This is a genomic window from Enterococcus spodopteracolus, from assembly GCF_030441955.1.
GTDB lineage: Bacteria > Bacillota > Bacilli > Lactobacillales > Enterococcaceae > Enterococcus_B > Enterococcus_B spodopteracolus.
Genome location: NZ_JARJHD010000007.1, coordinates 53,852 through 74,092, shown reverse-complemented (window position 1 = coordinate 74,092; position 20,241 = coordinate 53,852). Strand labels below are relative to the sequence as shown.

Sequence of the window (20,241 nt, the reverse complement as noted above, 5' to 3'; positions counted from 1 at the left end):
GAAATGGCCAAAAAAGCAAAAGTTCAATTTGTTTGTCAGAATTGTGGCTATGTGTCGCCTAAATTTTTAGGACGTTGCCCAAATTGTGGCAAATGGAATACCATGGTTGAAGAAATCGAACAAGATACAACGGACCGCAGAGTACGAACGAGTTTGACTGGAGAAAAAGCCAAGCCAACAAAAATCGCTGAGGTGGTTCCTAAGAAAGAACCACGAGTAAAGACGAAGTTAGAAGAATTGAACCGTGTTTTAGGTGGTGGTGTGGTTCCTGGCTCGATGGTTTTGATCGGTGGCGATCCTGGTATCGGAAAATCCACCTTACTCTTGCAAGTATCACAGCAACTGGCTGCTATTGGTGGAAAAGTCCTTTACGTATCGGGAGAAGAGAGTGCGGACCAAATCAAGTTGCGTGCAGAACGACTAGGTTCGATCGACACAGAGTTTTACTTGTATGCAGAGACAGATATGAATGAAATCAGTCGAGCCATCGAACAAATTTCACCTGATTATGTCATCATCGATTCGATCCAAACAATGACTCAACCTGATATTACGAGTGTTGCTGGGAGTGTTAGTCAAGTGCGAGAAACCACAGCTGAGCTATTGAAAATCGCAAAAACAAACGGTATTGCTATCTTTATAGTAGGTCATGTCACGAAAGAAGGCTCGATTGCAGGTCCGCGCATGTTAGAGCACATGGTTGATACGGTCTTGTATTTTGAAGGTGAGCAACATCATAGTTTTCGCATTTTGCGTGCCGTCAAAAATCGTTTTGGTTCCACCAATGAGATCGGTATTTTTGAGATGCACGCCCATGGCCTTGAAGAAGTAGCCAATCCTTCACAGATTTTCTTAGAAGAACGATTGGATGGGGCGACAGGTTCAGCGATCGTTGTCGCCATGGAGGGTACACGCCCAATCTTGGTTGAGATCCAAGCCTTAGTCACGCCCACGATGTTCGGAAATGCCAAACGAACAACGACTGGTCTAGACTTTAATCGGGTGTCATTGATCATGGCAGTCTTAGAAAAACGGGCAGGATTATTGTTGCAAAATCAAGATGCTTACTTAAAAGCAGCTGGTGGGGTAAAATTAAATGAACCTGCGATCGATTTAGCGATTGCAGTCAGTATTGCGTCTAGTTACAAAGAAAAAGGAACGCAACCAACGGAGTGTTTTATTGGAGAAATCGGTCTGACTGGTGAAATCAGAAGAGTCAACCAAATTGAACAACGAGTCAAAGAAGTACAAAAATTAGGTTTTACAAAAGTATATTTACCTAAAAATAATTTAGGTGGTTGGAATATTCCAGAGGGTATCGAAGTCGTAGGTGTTGCTACACTTGATGAAACTCTTAGACGAGTATTTCGCTAAAATCAAAATGAAATGGAGGAAACAGGATGCAAAAACGTGTCATCACCTTACTGATGATCATCGTTGGTGCCAGCTTAGGGATTTCTTTTTTACCTACAGCTTGGCAGGCGATCGGTCAACAGACGAATGGATGGCTGAATAACACCTTTACCAATAGCTTGTTAGGTGCACTTATTTTCTTTCTATTATCTTTGCTATTGGCAAAACATATAACAGCAGTCATCAAGCAAATCGAAGAAAAATTAAGTGAGGTCAGCTTGACGTATCTCTTATTTGGCGCAATCGGTGCAATTATTGGCCTAACGTTGGGGGTTGTAATCTCAACGCCACTTTACAATATTGAAATACCTTTTGTGAACAGTGTTTTACCCATCTTATTGATGGTGATCCTTGGCTATTTGGGCTTGCGAATGGGAACGACCCGCATCGAAGAATGGAAGAAAATATTTGGACCTAGAAGCAAAAAGGTGGAGCAAGAAACACCTAGTCAGGTGGAAAGTCAGTTATTAGAACGCAAATTAGATGATCATTTTCATAAATATAAAATTTTAGACACAAGCGTCATTATTGATGGACGTATTTACGATATTACAAAAACAGGATTTCTAGAAGGAACGTTGATGATTCCCAATTTTGTCCTATATGAATTACAATATATCGCTGATTCTGGTGATAGCTTGAAGCGGGTACGTGGGCGTCGCGGACTAGATATTTTGAACGCGTTACAAAAAGAAGAAGGTATTTCAGTTGAGATGTATGACGGTGACTTTGAAGACATCAGCGAAGTAGATAGTAAGCTGATCAAATTGGCAAAACTACTGGATGGCGTCATTGTGACAAATGACTACAATCTAAATAAAGTATCTGAGTTTCAAAATGTACCTGTTCTCAATATCAATGCACTTGCTAACGCAGTGAAGCCAGTTGTTATCCCCGGTGAGAACATGAATGTATTAGTAGTTAAAGCTGGTACCGAACGTCAACAAGGAGTTGCCTATCTAGATGATGGCACAATGGTGGTCGTGGAAGATGGGCAACATTACATGAATGAACGGATCGAAGTCGTGGTAACGAGTGCACTACAAACAGCTGCCGGACGAATGATCTTTGCAAAACCTGCTCATGCGGGTAGAGGAATCGACAATAAGCGTGAAAATGAGAAAAAAGCGAAATAAAAACGCAATATGGTAAATATGAGGCAGTTAGACATCGTAAGATTTTTTAGAGAGATGGTTTTTGCTTCCTCAGTTGTAGGTGGAGTAGGCGAGGATTGAAAAGTAGGTCAAGCTATTTTTTCGATTCCCGCCTTCTTACGTAGATTTGAATGACTTTTTCATAATCTCTTTACTATTTAACGTATAAAAGGTAAAATTTGTGCTGAGTAGCTTTAAATTTCAACATTTATCGCTAAAGGAGATCCAACCCAAAACAATCTGATAAGATATTGTATTGTCAGTTGTTTTTGGCGTCTCAAAGTCTAGTTTGAAAGAAGAGGAAGAAAATGACGAAAGTACGCGTACGTTATGCACCAAGTCCAACAGGGCATTTGCATATTGGGAATGCACGAACTGCATTATTCAATTATTTATTTGCCCGTCACAATGATGGAGATTTCATTATCCGCATTGAGGACACTGACCAAAAACGAAATATTGAAGATGGCGAAAAAAGCCAATTAGAGAATCTTGCATGGTTAGGGATGGAATGGGATGAATCACCTGAAAATCCAGGTGAATACGGTCCTTACCGTCAATCTGAAAGAAAAGAAATCTACCAACCATGGATCGATCAGTTATTAGCAAGTAATCGTGCTTACAAATGCTATTGTTCAGAAGAAGAATTAGAAGCAGAACGTGAAGCGCAACGTGCGCGTGGCGAAATGCCTCATTACGCTGGGACTTGTGCGAACTTGTCACCTGAAGAACAAGCGAAAAAAGAAGCAGAAGGCATTGTACCAGTGATTCGTTTCCGTGTGCCGCGCAATACAGAATATGCGTTTACCGACATGGTCAAAGGAGATATCACCTTTGAATCAGATAATATCGGTGGGGATTATGTCATCCAAAAACGCGATGGTATGCCAACCTATAACTTTGCAGTAGCTGTTGACGATCATTTAATGAAGATCACTCACGTATTACGTGGGGATGATCATATTGCGAATACACCAAAACAATTAATGATCTATGAAGCATTTGGTTGGACTGCGCCAACATTTGGGCATATGACCTTGATCATCAATTCTGAAACGGGCAAAAAATTAAGTAAACGTGATGAATCGATTTTACAATTTATCGAACAATACCGTGAATTAGGCTACCTACCAGAAGCGATGTTCAATTTTATTGCTTTACTAGGCTGGTCGCCTGTCGGTGAAGATGAATTGTTCAGTCAAGAAGAATTGATCAAAATGTTTGATCCACAGCGCTTGAGCAAATCACCAGCAGCATTTGACGCGAAAAAATTACAATGGGTGAACAACCATTACATCAAAGAAATGGATCTAGATGCATTGACAGAAATGTGTTTACCCTATTTGATCGCTGATGGTCGTGTGCAAGAAAATCCAGATGCACAAACAATCGAATGGGTGAAAAAAATTGTGCGTCTGTACCAACCACAAATGAGTTATGCAGCGGAAATCGTTGAGGTATCAACATTATTCTTTAACGAACACCCTGTATTAGATGAAGCAGCCAAAGAAGTATTAGCGGGTGAAACGGTTCCGACTGTGTTGAAAGCTTTCAAAGAACAACTTACTCAAATGGAGGTTGTAGATGCACCAACAGTCAAAGCAGCAATCAAAGCAGTACAAAAAGAAACAGGGGTAAAAGGAAAGAACCTGTTTATGCCGATCCGTGTCGCTGTTTCAGGACAAATGCATGGACCTGAATTACCAGAAACAATCGAATTGTTAGGGAAAGAAAAATCTTTAGCACATTTAAATCAAGTATTGAACTAAACACGATGAACAGAAAGAAGTAAAAAAAGAATGATTTCAAGAGAGTCAACGGGTGGTGTAAGTTGTCAATTGTTCTTTTTTGAAATGCCTCTGGGAGTGGTCTTGGCGAAGGGGGATTGATCAATATCAATCCTTGAAAGTAGCGAAGAACGAATAGCAGACGTTACCTGTTAGAGATAATCATTTGATTATGAAAAAAAGTGGAACCACGCCTCATAGCGTCTTTTAATAAGGAAACTTATTAAAAGACGTTTTTTCGTTGTCTTTCATTGTTCTTACATACAGTCAAAAAAGGAAAGGAGAGGAAGTAGATGGAATGGTTTAAACGAGCTGTCGTTGCCGTAAAGAAAAATGATCCAGCAGCGCGTACCACAGCAGAGGTCATTTTGACCTATCCTGGGCTACATGCATTATTTTGGCATCGTTTCTCCCATTATTTATATCGCCATCGTCTCTATTTGATTGCCAAAATGAATGCCCAATTTTGGCGATTCATTACGGGAATAGAGATACATCCAGGAGCGACGATCGGAATGGGTGTATTTATCGATCACGGTATGGGGATCGTTATTGGAGAAACAGCAGAAATCGAAGATGATGTCGTCTTGTTTCATGGTGTCACTTTAGGGGGGACTGGAAAAGAAACGGGGAAAAGACATCCAACTGTCAAAAAAGGCGCAATGTTGTCCGCCAACGCCCAAATCTTAGGGCCGATCACCATAGGAAAAGATGCGAAAATCGGTGCAGGTGCAGTCGTCTTAAAAGATATACCTGATGGGGCAACTGCAGTAGGGATACCAGCAAAAGTTGTCCGAATCAATGGAGAGAAAGTAGGGGATGAGAATGATAAAGATCTATAATACGCTATCAAGAGAAAAAGAGACTTTTATTCCTTTAAAAGAAGGACAAGTTACAATGTATGTTTGCGGACCAACTGTTTATAATTATATCCACATTGGAAATGCACGAAGTACGATTGCGTTTGACACGATTCGACGCTATTTGGAATACCGTGGATACCAAGTGAACTACGTATCGAATTTTACAGATGTGGATGATAAAATCATCAAGGCTGCCAATGAGCTTGGGATCACGGCGCCTGAAGTTGCTGATCGTTTTATCAAAGCTTTTGAAGAAGATACGAAAGCCTTGAATGTGCAGCCAGCAACGAGCCATCCAAGAGTAATGGATCACATGGAAGATATTCGTGTGTTCATCCAAACATTGATCTCGAAAGGTTTTGCCTATGAATCGAATGGCGATGTTTATTATCGTACGCGTAAATTTACTGATTACGGTCAATTGAGTGATCAATCGATAGACGAGTTAGAGATTGGTGCAAGTCAACGTACTGGCGCCGAACAGCAACAAAAAGAAGATCCTTTAGACTTTGCCTTGTGGAAAAAAGCAAAACCAGGCGAGATTTCATGGGAATCGCCATGGGGCGAAGGACGTCCAGGGTGGCATATCGAATGTTCTGTGATGGCAACGAAACATTTGGGTGAGACTATTGATATCCACGGTGGGGGCCAAGATTTGGAGTTCCCTCATCATGAGAACGAAATTGCCCAAAGTGAAGCGAAAACAGGTAAAAAATTTGCGAACTATTGGATGCACAATGGCTATGTGACGATTGGTGAAGACGATCAAAAAATGAGTAAGTCTTTAGGGAACTTTATCACTGTCCACGAAATGATACAAGAGGTAGACCCACAAGTGTTACGCTTCTTTATGGCAACCACACAATATCGTCGACCGATCCGCTATAGTGAAGCAACGATGAAAGAAGCAGCGACAAACTTACAACGATTGAAAAATACGTTTGATAATCTAAACTTCCGTTTTGAAAATGCGGTAGAAGCCCAGTCGGAAGATGAGAGTCTGGTATCAGAACTGGAACAATTAGAAACACGATTCATCAAAGAAATGGACGATGATTTCAATGCGGCTAACGGCATCACAGTTGTCTATGAATTAGCAAAATGGGTCAATACGTATTTGGAACAACCGACTGTCTCCAAAACGATCCTATCCAAAAGTGAGGCACTATTTACCCAATGGTTGTCGATCTTTGGTATCTTATTTACGACAGCAGAAATGTTGGATGAAGAAATCGAGCAACTGATTGAAGAACGAACACAAGCCAGAAAAAACCGAGATTTCGCCCGTAGTGATGAAATTCGGGACCAATTAAAAGAAAAAGGTATCTTGTTAGATGACACCCCACAAGGTACTCGTTGGAGAAGAGAAGCATGAGAGATCATACACAATTAAATGGTTTAGCACTTGCTTATGTTGGAGATGCTATCTACGAAATCTATATTCGAGATTACTTGATTGAAAAAGGTGAAACAAAGCCGAATAAACTGCACCGAGCAGCGACACACTATGTTTCGGCAAAGGCACAAGCTTTTTTGATCCAACAAATGTTGCAAGAAAACCTGTTAACAGAAAATGAAGAACTTTACTATCGCAGGGGTAGAAATGCCAAAAGCCATACGAGTGCAAAAAATGCAGATATTACAACTTATCGTGTTGCAACAGGGTTTGAAGCCTTGATGGGCTACTTACATCTAACAAAACAAACCGAGCGTATGGAAGAATTGATCAATTGGTGTATTGAGAAAGTAGGTGAAACCCATGAGGAAAGAAAATAAAGAACGTAATTATCAAAAACGAAACAAAAAAGATTCTCAACGTTTTACAAAAGGCAATGAGAAACGTAGTGCCAAGAAGGAAACAGTTTATGTTGGTCAAGAGGACACAACGAGTGAAGACAATTTTGTATTTGGTCATCATGCGACAGTTGAAGCTTTGCAACAAGGTCGTGGAAATAAATTGTTCCTTCAAGAAGATTCACGGGGCGACAAGGTTGAAGAGTTGAAAAATATTGCTCGAGAACAATCGGTGCCGGTCAAGTGGGTCCCTAAGCAGAAATTAGACCTACTGAGTGATCGTGGTGTTCATCAAGGGGTGGTATTGGCCATCACGCCTTATGAATATCTGACGTTGGATCAACTATTGGAACAGGCGAAGAGCAAAACGGAAACACCCTTTTTCTTGATCTTGGACAGTATCGAAGATCCTCACAATTTTGGTTCGATTTTACGAACGGCAGATGCCAGTGGGGTGGATGGTGTCATCATTCCTAAACATCGCGCAGTTGGAATCACGCCAATCGTGACGAAAACATCGACAGGCGCCGTTGAATACGTGCCAGTGGCTCGTGTGACAAACTTAGTTCAAACTGTCCAGCAGCTAAAAGAGCAACAATTTTGGGTATTCGGAACGGATATGGAAGGAACGAATTTCCAATCATGGAATGCAAAAGGATCGATAGCGTTAGTGATCGGTAACGAAGGTCGTGGCATGAGTGCAGGCTTGAAGAAAGAAATGGATGAATTGTTAACGATCCCTATGGTCGGTCATGTTCAAAGCTTGAACGCGAGTGTTGCGGCTGGACTACTGATGTATCAGGCTTTTTCTCAGCGTCAGGGGGGATAAGGCATGAAGAAGCAGCTGTTGATCGTCGATGGCTATAATATGATCGGTTCTTGGCCGGAATTAGTGGCACTGAAAAAGCAAGATAAAATGGCGGATGCCAGAGAAGCCTTGTTGCATCGATTATCGAATTATGCAAAATATGAAGGCCTAGAAGTAATCGTTGTCTTTGATGCACAATTAGTGCCGGGAATCCAACAAAATTATCGAAAATACCAATTAGAAGTTGTTTTCACAAAAGAGGATGAAACGGCAGATACGTATATCGAGCGCATCGCTGGAGAGTTGAATACTCGTTTGACGCAAGTGACTGTCGCAACGAGTGACTTAGCAGAACAATGGGTGATTTTTTCACAAGGTGCCTTACGAACTTCCGCGTACGAATTATATAAAACAATCAAAAAAACAGAAAAAAATATTACCCAAGATAATATAAATATGCGTTTTATTGATTTTCGACGAAATTCTCCGTGGAATGAAGAACAATTAGAAAAATTGTCCCAAAAATTGGACGATTTAATGAGAAAAGAAAAATAACAGCCAAATACGATTAGTTATTCAATGAATTGATGGTAAGATTCCTCCATAATCGAAAGTTATGGAGGAATTATTTTATGTCCGAGGAGTTATTGTGCGCCGCCCGTAATGGAGATGAAGAAGCATTTTCTATGCTGTATCAAAAATATTTCCCGTTATTATTACGGTTGAAAAATATTTATTATCTAAGGAATTATGTAAGTGAAGATTGGGAACAAGAAGCAAGGATTGCTCTATATCAAGCACTTAAAACGTACGAAAATAATAAAGGTGTCAGTTTTGGAAGTTATTACAAAAGTATTATCAGTAACCAAATCTACTCTTTATTGCGTAAGCAAAACGCGCTAAAACGTCGAGACCAAAAAAATGAAATTTCTATTGAGCAAAAAATAGCGACAGAAGGACCAGATTTTTTAGCCGAGATCACCATCCAAGAACCTGTTGCGATGCAACAATTACTATTAAAAGAAGCTTTCGAGGACTGCGATATCAAATTCTCATCAAAAGAGGCAAAAATCTTTCAACATTACATGCAAGGCAATGATTTTAGCGAGATGGAGAGAGAATTGTCAATGGATCTGAAGCAAATAAAAAGCGCTTACGGTCGAGTAAAATATAAGATAAAAAAACATCTGAAAGATTATAATGAGTGATTTTTTATAGCATTACTAATGTTTTTCTTACTTATTTCTATTGCATTTCTTTTTTTGATGTGGTAAACTTGAAAAATTTTACTATATATGGTATGATAGTAATTGAGGTGAATTGTATGCCACTAACTTTAGCTACAATCAAAAAAGATTTAGAAGGTCGTATCGGCAGCCAAATCATGTTGGTTGCACAGACCGGAAGAAAGCGTCAAACGGAACGCCGAGGCGTTTTAACAGAAACCTATCCTTCAGTATTTGTCGTAGACTTAGATCCTGAAGAAAATTCATTTGAACGAGTATCTTACAGTTATTCAGATGTACTTACTCGAACAGTTGAGATCGAATTTTTAACTGAAGCAGTTTAAAAAGCAAGCGGACCTAGATTATATATGAGGTTCGTTTGCTTTTTTGTATTTAACTCGTTATGCTATTAACAAGAAAGAACGGAGGTCCTGATGATGAAGCATTATGTTAAAAAATTTGCAGAACTAACAACAGCAGAATTTTATGCAATCGTGAAAGAGCGAATCGCTGTATTTGTTGTTGAACAAAATTGTCCTTACCAAGAAGTCGATGAGATCGATGAAATCGCATGGCATACTTATTTTAAAGATGAAGATGGTACGATTTTGGCATATACACGTATTTATGCAGAAGAAGACACAATTCATTTTGGACGAGTCTTAGTCAATCAGGCGCATCGCAAGTCAGGTTTAGGACAAAAAATCGTGGCACAAACATTAGCGGTGATCGAAGCCAATGCACCTGGACGTCCGATCGTGATCGGGGCACAAGAATATCTACAATCATTTTATGAATCCTTTGGTTTTCAGGCAATCTCAGAAGTATATTTAGAAGATGGGATTCCCCACTTAGACATGAGAAAACAAGCATAAAAAAACAGAAGGATTTCCTTCTGTTTTTTTATCTCACGCTTTAGGATCCGTGCTCTCAGAAGTGGCTTGGGCAGTTGGGCGCGCATTATTTTCAGCTGTTTGTTGTGCCAATAGATCACGGATATCACTAAGATAATCTTCCGCAGTGGGTTTGTCTTCCACCACTTCTTCTTCTTTTGGTCGTAAGTTTTTCGCATGATTGGCTGCTTTGACCACTAGGAATAGAACAAAACCAGTAATGACAAATGTAATAATTGCACTAATAACATTCCCAAAAGAAAAGGTGACCCCTTTCGCAGGTGACCAATCAAGAACAGACAATGCGCCATCTAAATCAGTGGTGCCTGTGATCATTGCAACAACCCAACCAATTAAGGGAGTAATCACGCCTTGAACGATTTGATTCACAATGCCCGTAAAAGCACTACCGATCACTACGCCGACAGCTAGATCTAGCACATCGCCTCGCATGATAAATTCTTTAAATTCTTTGATCATTGTTTTTCTCCTTTCTTGTTAATCCTAGTATATCGAAGAATAAAAAAATGTAAAAACAACACGCTTAATAATATCCCCACACGTTCGTTCACTCACTTGTATGCTATACTAGAAAGTGACTTTTAAAAAAATTGGACAAAAAAAAGAGAATTTTTATGTCGTTGAAACAACAACGATCATCGCTAAGAGATCCAAGGATCATGACAAAAAGGAGTAGTGATTTATGGCCTATCAATTGACAGAAGGTGTCAACCTTCATGTGCTACCAACCAAACAATTTAAAACGATCCGTATTTTTGTACGGTTCACCACAGCCTTAGAAAAAGATATCGTTACCAAACGTTCACTACTGAGTAGTTTATTAGAAACAAATAGCTTGAACTATCCGGATCAGACGCAATTAAGTGCAAAATTAGCTGATTTGTATGGAGCTGGTTTCGGTTTTTCTGTTCGGAAAAAAGGCAATCTACATTGGATGAATGCGGGAATCAGTTTCGTCAATGGTGCGTATGTCAAAGACAGCACGATTTTGGCGAATGCCGTTTCCTTTTTAAAAGAGGTAATATTCTTCCCTAACATCAAAAATCAAACATTTGATCAAGCAACATTTGATTTAGAGAAAAATAACTTAAAGCAATATTTGGAAAGCTTAAATGAAGATAAGCAAACAATGGCTTCATTAGCATTACAAGAATTATATTTTGAACAGTCAGATGCACAAAAAATCCCAAGTATGGGGTCCGTTGAGGAACTAGAAAATATCACATCAAGTGCCTTAGCAGAATATTATGCACGTATGATCAAAGAAGACCAAGTGGATATTTTTGTAGTGGGTGATATCGAAGAAACAATGGCAATCGAAGCGTTAAAAGAGCTTCCTTTCACTGAGCGAAAAGTGGTACAACCAGAAATCTTTTATCAACAAACACAAAACAACGTGATCAAGGAACGACAAATCCAAGAACCAGTGGTGCAAGCCAAACTGAACCTAGCCTATCAAACCAATGTTTATTACGATCAGCCAGAACGTTTTTCATTGATGGTCTTTAATGGCTTATTCGGAGGCTTCCCTCACTCCAAACTTTTCATGAATGTACGTGAAAAAGAAAGTTTAGCTTATTATGCGTCTAGTAACATTGATACTTTTCGTGGGTTATTGACTGTACAAACAGGCATTGAGACCAAAAATCGTAATCAAGTCTTGCACTTAATCCATCAACAACTAGCAAGTTTACAAAACGGCGAAGTCACTGAATTGGAGCTTGAACAAACTAAGGCAATGTTACGTAATCACTATTTGTTGTCTTTGGATTCGCCACAAGCTGCAATCGAATCCGCTTATTTAGCACACTGGCTTCCTGATACTGAACTATCGGACGAGGAATGGTTGGCTCGCATGGAACGTGTAACGATCGAAGATATTCAAGAAGTAGCAAACCAAATCGAATTACAAGCAATTTTCTTTTTAGCTGGAGGTGAGGAAAATGAATAAAGCAGAGTACAGTCAAATCAACGAAACACTCTATCACGAAGTCTTACCGAATGGTTTGACGGTCTATCTGTTACCAAAAAACGATTATCACAAAACATACGGTTTATTCAGTACGAACTATGGGTCGATCGACAATGAATTTATTCCCTATGGTGCAACGGAAAAAGTGAAAGTTCCTGACGGTATCGCACATTTCTTGGAACATAAGTTATTTGAAAAAGAAGAAGGCGATGTTTTCCAGTTGTTCGGTCAACAAGGAGCATCAGCAAATGCGTTCACGAGCTTTACAAAAACCAGCTATTTGTTTTCAACGACAGATCAAGTAGAAAAAAATATTTTGACGCTTCTTGACTTTGTTCAAGCACCTTATTTTACTGAAGAAACAGTAAATAAAGAAAAAGGGATCATTGGTCAAGAAATCCAGATGTATGAAGACGATCCGAATTGGCGGTTATTCTTTGGTATCTTAAACAATCTATACCCCAATCATCCATTACACATCGATATTGCAGGAACGGTGGAAAGTATTGCTGAAATCACAGCAGAGGATCTATATACTTGCTATCGCACCTTTTATCAACCAAGCAATATGGTGTTATTTGTAGTTGGTAATTTGGAACCAGAACAGTTGATGGAGCAAATTCGTCACAATCAAGCTGCCAAAGAATTTCCACCCGCTCAAAAAATCGAACGATTCTTTCCCGAAAATCAAGCGGATGTTCTGCCGATAAGTACCTTAGAAGCAGCGATCACACGAGAAAAATTTGTGTTAGGGATCAAAGGAATCGATGTGTTACCTGAAAATGGGAGAGAGTTGCTCAGATATAAAACAGCGATTCGTTTGTTACTACAATTACTTTTAGGCCCAACTGCACAAAACTATTTAGCCCTTTACAACGAAGGAATTATTGATGATAGTTTTGGCTTTGAGTTTAGTTTAGATCGTGAATTTCATTTTGCTGACTTCAGTGGCGATTCGGACCAACCAAAACTAGCAGTAAAAAAAATAAAAGAGATTCTATTGAACTTTGAACATGACGAAGGAATTACAGAAGAAAACTTGAACTTATTGAAAAAGAAAATGTTAGGGCAGTATTTCCAATCATTGAACTCCATCGAATACATTGCCAATCAATTTACACAAAGTCTATTTGGTGACCAAACATTGTTTGATCTGCCAGAAATCATTGAATCAATCCAGATGACGGATCTTCTTCAAGTAGGACGCTCTTTTATCAATGCTGACGTGTTTAGTGAATTTTATATGCAGCCAAAGAAGTGAAACAGTAAAAAAACTCTGAATTTATTGGACATACTCGCTGTTTCGTCATGCTTTTTGTAAGAATAAAAGAAAGTTTTAAATTTCACTTTAAAACAGATGAAATGTTATCCAAAGTAAGTTCGCTTTGTGGTATTCTTAAGTAGATTGAGTGCAAGATTGATCAATATAGAGGGAACACTATACATTGAGCAGGAATAAAGCAAAATTCAATGACAAGCAGTCAGAAAAAATGGTCGAACCTCAGTAGAGAAAGCACCTTCTGACTAGAATACACAGACTGGAGAAGATGAACGAGTGGCTTTTGAAACCATCGGGGAAAAATTACGGCAAGCCCGTTTAAACAAAAAAATATCATTAGATGAATTACAACAAATGACGAAGATCCAAAAACGTTACTTGGAATCGATCGATCAAAACGAATTTGATCAATTGCCAGGTAAATTTTATGTTCGTGCATTTATTCGTCAATATGCAGAAGCTGTTGGTGAAGATGGTGATTATTTAGTGGATGTTTTTGATGGGAAAAAATCTTTCGCAGATGAGACCATCAAAAAACGACCAGAACCAGAAACAGTGAGTGGTTCAAGAAAAGCCATGCACGAAGAAGAAAAGAATCTAACAAAATTCTGGACAAGTCTGCCAGTGATTTTATTAGGATTAGTCGCTGTAGCAATCATCACAGTAGTGGCATATATGTCATGGCAAGACCGTCAATCTGAGCCAATCATTGGTGGAACAGCTTCAACGGTATCTGTCGATGGTTCGATCACGGAAGAAAAACCAGAGACAAGTGAATCAACGGTTGAATCGACCGTGGAATCGACAACAAAATCAACAGAAGAAGAGAAAAAAATGACCATCACACCGGGGCAAGACACAGGAAGTGCGCTTTCAATCGAGGTGAAAGATGCGAAAAAACCGATCACATTAGAATTTACAGCAAGTGAACGTGTCTGGATTGGTGTCCAATTGAACAATACGTTTGACTATCACTATCAAGAAACCTTGGTTGCCAATGATACAAAAACAACAGAACTTCCAGAAAATACGACAAATGCAATGATCACACTTGGAGCAGCGAGTAATGCAACGGTCAAATTAAATGGCGAAGAACTGCCTATCAACGCAGGTCCAAATAATACGAGCCTGAAGAATATTTCGCTTTCCTTGCAGTATGCAGAATAACTAGGTTAAAAATCAACCGTGTAAAAGAGAGCCGAAATCTCGTCTTGGGCTCTCTTTTCTTGTTTTGATAGTAGGTTATAATGTAGTGAAAGATTTGTTTAGCAATTGAGAGACTATTGGTGGAAACTTTTGCTGGACTGACGTAAAATAGGAAAGAAAGGAGTCGTTCTTGTGAATTTACCAAATCAATTAACTGTACTTAGAATCTGTATGATTCCAGTGTTTATTTTAGTCGTCGGCCTTCCGTTAGATTGGGGGCAATTAACGGTAGGAACAACGTCATTAGCGATCACACAGCTAGTAGGTGCCATCATTTTTGCTTTAGCAAGTGTGACGGATTGGCTAGATGGGAAAATTGCTCGCTCCAGAGGATTAGTGACGAACTTCGGAAAATTTGCTGATCCATTAGCAGACAAAATGTTAGTGATGACAGCTTTTATCATGTTGGTAGGTCAAGGAAAAGCGCCAGCATGGGTGATTGCGATCATCGTTTGTCGTGAATTGGCTGTAACAGGGTTACGATTATTGCTTGTCGAGGATGGGGAAGTCATGGCAGCTGCTTGGCCTGGAAAAGTAAAAACAGCTACTCAAATGATTGCGATTATTTTATTATTTATCAATAATATCCCATTCAACTTGATCAATGTACCCCTTGATCAAATCATGTTATACGCTTGTCTGATTTTCACCATCTATTCAGGTGTCGATTACTTTATCAAGAATCGTGGCGTATTCAAAGGATCCATGTAAAATCATAGAATCACTTAGTGAAGCTTGCAATCAGATCGGTCATTCCCGGTCTGATTTTTATTTTTTTTTGACATAGACGCAATCACAGGAATAAATTGAGCAAGGAGAAATGATTCTATCAGCAAATAGCGTATACTATTTGGTAGAGACAATTAGTCGAACAAAGACTGATTTACAGATAAATAGAGATGTTGCAAAAGCAACCTCAACTAAAGGAAGCGATCAAATATGAAATCTGAAATCATAGCAGTAGGAACAGAATTATTACTTGGACAAGTCGTGAATACGAATGCGACATTTTTATCAGAGCAGTTAGCAGATCTAGGAATCGATGTCTATTATCACACAGTTGTCGGGGATAATCCGGCTCGTTTGGAGGAGTTACTCCAGTTAGCTGAATCAAGAAGTGAACTAATCATTTTATGTGGTGGATTAGGACCAACAGAAGATGATTTAACAAAAGAAGTTGTTGCAAAACATCTTGATAGAAAACTGATCCAAAATACAGAAGGTTACAAGAAACTGTTGGCATTTTTCGAAACGACCAAAAGAAAAATGACGGATAACAATTTACAACAGTCCCAAATCATTGAAGGTGGCACACCATTACCTAATCGAACTGGCTTAGCGTTAGGCACGTTTTATCAAACGAAAAGCAATGCCTATCTTTTACTTCCTGGACCGCCGAGTGAGTTGAAGCCGATGTTTGTAGAACAAGTACGTCCACTGTTAGAACAACAATTCCCTTCAGAAGAAAAACTGATTTCAAAAGTGTTACGCTTCTATGGCATTGGTGAATCACAATTAGTAACCGATCTAAAAGACTTGATTGCTACACAAATCAATCCCACGATTGCTCCTTATGCCAAACCAAATGAAGTCACACTGAGATTGACAGTCAAAACGTCAGACATCCATGCAGGGAATCAAGCGTTACACGCACTGGAAGAAAAAATCCAAGCCCGTGTCGGTGAATATTTTTATGGCTATGGGGATGCTTATTCGTTGCCACAAGCCGTCGTGGATCTACTGAAAGAACAGGAGAAGACAGTCACAGCAGCTGAAAGTTTGACAGCCGGAGGCTTTCAATCCGCACTAGGAGCAATTCCTGGCGTCTCTCAAGTCTTTTCTGGTGGTTTTGTGACTTATTCAGCAGAGACCAAAGCAAAGCTCTTAGGCATCGATCCAGACCTGCTAGAGCAGTTTGGCACAGTCAGTAAAGAATGTGCCGAACAAATGGCGATTCGAGCACGCCAACTCGTTGGTACAGATTATGCCGTAGCGTTTACTGGCGTAGCGGGACCCGACACATTAGAAGGACATCCTGCAGGTACAGTTTGGCTTGCCGTTGCATCAAAAGAAGGCGTAGAAACAAAAGAATGTCACTTCACGAGAGACCGTTCGGCAATCAGAAATAGCGCGATTATGCAAGGATTTGATCTGCTAAGAAAGCAACTATTAAGAAAAAAATAAATGCGAATATTTGTTCGGTTTTTGCTTGCTTTTTATAAATAAAAAAGATATTATAAACGTAATGAAATGTTACTTTGAGTCGTAAAAATAAGGAGGATTATCGTATTGGCAGATGATCGTAAAGCAGCCTTAGATGCTGCATTGAAAAAAATTGAAAAGAACTATGGGAAAGGTTCAATCATGAAACTGGGCGAAAAAATCGACCAACAAATCTCGACAATTCCAAGTGGTTCTCTTGCACTAGATGTTGCTTTAGGGATAGGTGGCTATCCTCGTGGACGGATCATTGAAGTCTACGGACCAGAAAGTTCAGGTAAAACAACAGTTGCACTTCATGCAATCGCAGAAGTCCAAAAAAATGGTGGGACTGCCGCCTTTATTGATGCGGAACATGCCTTAGATCCACAATATGCCCAAAAATTAGGGGTAAATATCGATGAATTACTCCTTTCTCAACCGGATACAGGAGAACAAGGATTAGAAATCGCTGATGCTTTAGTATCAAGTGGTGCAGTAGATATTGTCGTTATCGACTCAGTGGCAGCTTTAGTACCACGTGCAGAGATCGACGGGGAGATGGGTGACTCACACGTAGGGTTACAAGCTCGTTTGATGTCTCAAGCCTTACGTAAACTGTCAGGATCGATCAACAAAACAAAAACGATCGCGATTTTCATCAACCAAATTCGTGAAAAAGTTGGCGTGATGTTCGGTAATCCAGAAATCACACCAGGAGGACGTGCGCTGAAGTTCTATGCAACGATCCGCTTGGAAGTACGTCGTGCTGAACAATTGAAACAAGGAACGGACATTGTCGGTAACCGTACAAAGATCAAAGTCGTAAAAAATAAAGTAGCGCCACCATTCAAAATCGCTGAAGTCGATGTCATGTATGGCTTAGGTATCTCTCAAGAAGGCGAGCTATTGGATATGGCAGTTGAAAAAGATATCGTTGATAAGAGTGGTGCATGGTATTCTTACAAAGAAGATCGCATTGGTCAAGGTCGTGAAAACGCGAAAATCTATATGTCAAATCATCCAGAGATGATGGCTGAAGTATCTACATTAGTGCGTGCAGCTTATGGCATCGGTGAGCCAGTTGATGTACCAGAAGAAGCACAAGAAGAATTACCACTAGATGAATAAAGAAATAAGCGGGTATCCGGTAGTTTAATAACTACCGGATGTTTTTTATTTTCTCTAGAATAAGAACCAAAAAATAAGCCGTCACTCGCTCAAAACCCCCCTTTTTTGAAAAGCAAGGAAGCCGTTTCTTTTCGTATTTAAAGTTGACACTACTGGAAACAAACATTAGAATAAACTTGTGCAGGTTTTTATGCACATATGCAACAGCATATTTATAGTTTAGAATAATTTATCATAGAAATTGGTAGATGATAAAAATGGAAAAGATAGTATGGAGGTGGATTTAATGGGACTCAACATTCTCCTCGCTATCATCGGTTTAATTGTCGGTCTTGGTTTAGGGTTTATGGTTGCGAAGTCACGTCATGAGAAAGAAATTGCTGGTGCAAAAACATCAGCTGCAAGTATTCTTGAAGGTGCAAAAAAAGAAGCAGAAACTCTAAAAAAAGAAGCATTGTTGGAAGCTAAGGAAGAAAATCAGAAATATCGTTCTGAAGTTGAAAGTGAGCTGAGAGAAAGTAAATTAGAGCTAAAATCTCAAGAAAATCGATTGATCCAACGCGAACAAACGTTAGATCGTAAAGATGACTCGTTAGAAAAACGAGAAAACTCACTTGAAAGTAAAGAAGAGGCACTTAGTTCAAAACAGCAATTAATTGAAGAGCGAGAAAAAGACGTTGAAAGATTGATTGAAGATCAACAAAAAGAATTAGAAAAAATTGCTGGTTTATCGAAAGAAGATGCAAGAGAAGTAATCATGAAATCAACCGAAGAAGAGTTGAATCATGAACTGACCTTGATGGTAAAAGAATCAGAACAACGTGCAAAAGAAGAAGCAGATCGCAAAGCGAAGAACTTGCTCTCATTGGCTATCCAACGTTGTGCAGCAGATCAAGTTTCTGAAACGACAGTGTCTGTCGTGACATTGCCAAATGACGAAATGAAAGGTCGTATCATCGGACGGGAAGGACGAAATATTCGGACCCTTGAGACTCTTACAGGGATCGATTTGATCATTGATGATACACCAGAAGCAGTCGTTCTTTCAGGATTTGATCCAATTCGTCGAGAAATCGCACGAATGACATTAGAAAAACTGATTCAAGATGGACGGATCCATCCAGCACGTATTGAAGAAATGGTTGAAAAATCACGCAAAGAAATGGACGAGCGGATCCGTGAATATGGAGAAGAAGCAGCCTTTGAAGTCGGCGCACATACGCTTCATCCAGATTTGATCAAGATCATGGGTCGTCTCCATTTCCGAACAAGTTATGGCCAAAACGTGTTGAAACACTCGGTCGAAGTAGCGAAATTATCAGGAATCTTAGCAGCGGAGTTAGGCGAAGATATCCAATTGGCGAAACGTGCGGGATTGCTGCATGATATTGGGAAAGCATTAGACCATGAAATTGAAGGCTCACATGTTGAGATCGGTGCCGAACTAGCAGCGAAATACAAAGAGAATCCAGTTGTGATCAACGCGATCGCCTCTCACCATGGCGATGTCGAAGCGACTTCTGTTATTTCCGTCCTAGTTGCCGCTGCAGACGCATTATCAGCAGCTCGCCCAGGTGCAAGAAGCGAATCATTGGAAAACTATATCCGTCGTTTGAGAAGCCTAGAAACGATCTCAAACAGCTTTGCCGGTGTTGAATCAAGTTTTGCTGTCCAAGCCGGACGTGAAGTACGCGTCATGGTCAAACCAGAAGAAATCTCTGATTTAGATGCGGTACGCTTAGTACGCGATATCCGTAAACGCATCGAAGATGATCTGGATTACCCAGGACACATCAAAGTAATCGTGATCCGAGAGACTCGTGCAACCGATTATGCGAAATAAAAAATAGTTCAAATATAGGATGACCCAACAGATTAGATTAGTCTGTTGGGTCATTTTTTTGATTCTAGGAATCACAGATCGTGAATAGGCATGTCAAACAAAGAGAGTGCAGGTTCAGCTCCTGGAGGAGCAGTTATGCAGAGGCGTGAGAATTCATTGTATCCGCCGTATAATACCCTTCCAGAATCCCCCAATCGATGGTGGGGTTGGTATAGCATGCTGAATGCAATCGAGTATTCGCCGCTACATGGGATTTCAAGGTTAGAAGATGAATTAGTTCCGCTTAAACCATTGGATAATTTTGTCCCAGAGCCACAAAGAATTATCGAACTTGCTGAGTGTCGCATCGTTATTGTAGCGGATGCTTTCCATAAAAGACCAGAAATTTTACAAGGAATCCAAATGGCAGTACCTCCAGAGAGAACGATCACACATGAAACCACACATATTGTTTCAAGAACATATGATATTGTTAGATATGGGCTAACGTCTACTGGATTTTTGCTGAGTGGACAAAATATGACAGATGATTTTCTTGAACGATACGTAGAGTATTTTGAACCTCCTAATTTTGATCAATTTGTTACAGCGGTAGCAAAAAAAACAAAATGACCTCGGTTATCTAAAAAAACTGTCAACAAAGCATTTCAAA

General features: G+C 39.7%; 20 protein-coding genes and 1 other annotated feature. Of the genes, 19 read left to right on the top strand and 1 reads right to left on the bottom strand.

The genetic code is table 11. The annotated features are described in order from the left end of the window. The first annotated feature begins 3 nt into the window (after nt 1–3). The 11 genes from radA (at nt 4) to P3R27_RS09710 (ending at nt 9,920) form a co-directional block, all read left to right on the top strand. Nucleotides 4–1,374 (top strand): DNA repair protein RadA, encoded by a 1,371-nt coding sequence (gene radA, locus P3R27_RS09760; protein ID WP_019723034.1) that lies wholly within the window; start codon nt 4–6, stop codon nt 1,372–1,374. Between the two features lie 26 nt (nt 1,375–1,400). Beyond that, nucleotides 1,401–2,549 carry a PIN/TRAM domain-containing protein gene (locus P3R27_RS09755; protein WP_019723035.1) on the top strand — a complete coding sequence of 383 codons (1,149 nt, stop codon included), beginning with the start codon at nt 1,401–1,403 and terminating at the stop codon, nt 2,547–2,549. A 326-nt stretch (nt 2,550–2,875) separates the two neighbouring features. Next, a complete protein-coding gene (gene gltX / locus P3R27_RS09750; RefSeq protein ID WP_010734061.1) occupies nt 2,876–4,336 on the top strand; it encodes a glutamate--tRNA ligase in 1,461 nt (486 codons plus the stop codon). Next, nucleotides 4,333–4,565 (top strand) — a binding site (T-box leader). (Overlaps the previous gene by 4 nt.) 82 nt (nt 4,566–4,647) lie before the next feature. Next, nucleotides 4,648–5,196, top strand: coding sequence for a serine O-acetyltransferase EpsC (epsC, locus tag P3R27_RS09745; protein WP_034688627.1), 549 nt, complete (start codon nt 4,648–4,650; stop codon nt 5,194–5,196). Then, entirely contained in the window at nt 5,180–6,592 is a 1,413-nt protein-coding gene (cysS, locus tag P3R27_RS09740; protein ID WP_034688625.1) for a cysteine--tRNA ligase, read from the top strand. Before epsC ends, cysS begins: the two co-directional genes overlap by 17 nt. Beyond that, the gene (locus P3R27_RS09735) at nt 6,589–6,993 is read left to right on the top strand and encodes a Mini-ribonuclease 3 (RefSeq protein ID WP_010734064.1); all 405 of its coding nucleotides are present in this window, start codon (nt 6,589–6,591) and stop codon (nt 6,991–6,993) included. Before cysS ends, P3R27_RS09735 begins: the two co-directional genes overlap by 4 nt. Then, on the top strand, nt 6,977–7,840 hold the full coding sequence (gene rlmB, locus P3R27_RS09730) for a 23S rRNA (guanosine(2251)-2'-O)-methyltransferase RlmB (protein ID WP_023520524.1): 864 nt from the start codon (nt 6,977–6,979) through the stop codon (nt 7,838–7,840). Before P3R27_RS09735 ends, rlmB begins: the two co-directional genes overlap by 17 nt. A gap of 3 nt (nt 7,841–7,843) precedes the next feature. Further along, nucleotides 7,844–8,374 (top strand): NYN domain-containing protein, encoded by a 531-nt coding sequence (locus P3R27_RS09725; protein ID WP_010734066.1) that lies wholly within the window; start codon nt 7,844–7,846, stop codon nt 8,372–8,374. Between the two features lie 77 nt (nt 8,375–8,451). Next, a complete protein-coding gene (locus tag P3R27_RS09720; protein WP_019724411.1) occupies nt 8,452–9,027 on the top strand; it encodes a sigma-70 family RNA polymerase sigma factor in 576 nt (191 codons plus the stop codon). A 116-nt stretch (nt 9,028–9,143) separates the two neighbouring features. Beyond that, nucleotides 9,144–9,389: a Veg family protein gene (locus P3R27_RS09715; protein ID WP_010734068.1), complete on the top strand. Its 246-nt coding sequence runs from the start codon at nt 9,144–9,146 to the stop codon at nt 9,387–9,389. Nucleotides 9,390–9,482: 93 nt separating this feature from the next. Next, a complete protein-coding gene (locus P3R27_RS09710) occupies nt 9,483–9,920 on the top strand; it encodes a GNAT family N-acetyltransferase (RefSeq protein WP_034688621.1) in 438 nt (145 codons plus the stop codon). A gap of 33 nt (nt 9,921–9,953) precedes the next feature. On the opposite strand, the gene mscL is transcribed toward P3R27_RS09710, so the two are convergent. Further along, nucleotides 9,954–10,418 carry a large conductance mechanosensitive channel protein MscL gene (gene mscL, locus P3R27_RS09705; protein ID WP_034688619.1) on the bottom strand — a complete coding sequence of 155 codons (465 nt, stop codon included), beginning with the start codon at nt 10,416–10,418 and terminating at the stop codon, nt 9,954–9,956. Between the two features lie 223 nt (nt 10,419–10,641). Between mscL and yfmF the strand changes: the two genes are divergently transcribed. The 8 genes from yfmF to P3R27_RS09665 all read left to right on the top strand — a co-directional run bounded on the left by yfmF (nt 10,642) and on the right by P3R27_RS09665 (nt 20,201). Beyond that, nucleotides 10,642–11,910, top strand: a complete 1,269-nt coding sequence (yfmF, locus tag P3R27_RS09700) for an EF-P 5-aminopentanol modification-associated protein YfmF (protein WP_034688617.1) — start codon at nt 10,642–10,644, stop codon at nt 11,908–11,910. After that, entirely contained in the window at nt 11,903–13,192 is a 1,290-nt protein-coding gene (yfmH, locus tag P3R27_RS09695) for an EF-P 5-aminopentanol modification-associated protein YfmH (RefSeq protein ID WP_034688616.1), read from the top strand. The genes yfmF and yfmH overlap by 8 nt, the downstream gene beginning before the upstream one ends. 294 nt (nt 13,193–13,486) lie before the next feature. Beyond that, complete coding sequence (locus P3R27_RS09690; RefSeq protein WP_034688613.1) at nt 13,487–14,377, top strand: helix-turn-helix domain-containing protein; 891 nt, start codon at nt 13,487–13,489, stop codon at nt 14,375–14,377. Between the two features lie 171 nt (nt 14,378–14,548). Then, nucleotides 14,549–15,127, top strand: coding sequence for a CDP-diacylglycerol--glycerol-3-phosphate 3-phosphatidyltransferase (gene pgsA, locus P3R27_RS09685; RefSeq protein WP_019723896.1), 579 nt, complete (start codon nt 14,549–14,551; stop codon nt 15,125–15,127). 228 nt (nt 15,128–15,355) lie between these two features. Continuing rightward, nucleotides 15,356–16,600 (top strand): competence/damage-inducible protein A, encoded by a 1,245-nt coding sequence (locus P3R27_RS09680; protein WP_034688611.1) that lies wholly within the window; start codon nt 15,356–15,358, stop codon nt 16,598–16,600. Nucleotides 16,601–16,705: 105 nt separating this feature from the next. Further along, nucleotides 16,706–17,746: a recombinase RecA gene (recA, locus tag P3R27_RS09675; protein WP_010734076.1), complete on the top strand. Its 1,041-nt coding sequence runs from the start codon at nt 16,706–16,708 to the stop codon at nt 17,744–17,746. A gap of 286 nt (nt 17,747–18,032) precedes the next feature. After that, the gene (rny, locus tag P3R27_RS09670) at nt 18,033–19,589 is read left to right on the top strand and encodes a ribonuclease Y (RefSeq protein ID WP_010734077.1); all 1,557 of its coding nucleotides are present in this window, start codon (nt 18,033–18,035) and stop codon (nt 19,587–19,589) included. 90 nt (nt 19,590–19,679) lie between these two features. Beyond that, nucleotides 19,680–20,201, top strand: coding sequence for a hypothetical protein (locus tag P3R27_RS09665; RefSeq protein WP_284592416.1), 522 nt, complete (start codon nt 19,680–19,682; stop codon nt 20,199–20,201). Nucleotides 20,202–20,241: the final 40 nt, after the last annotated feature.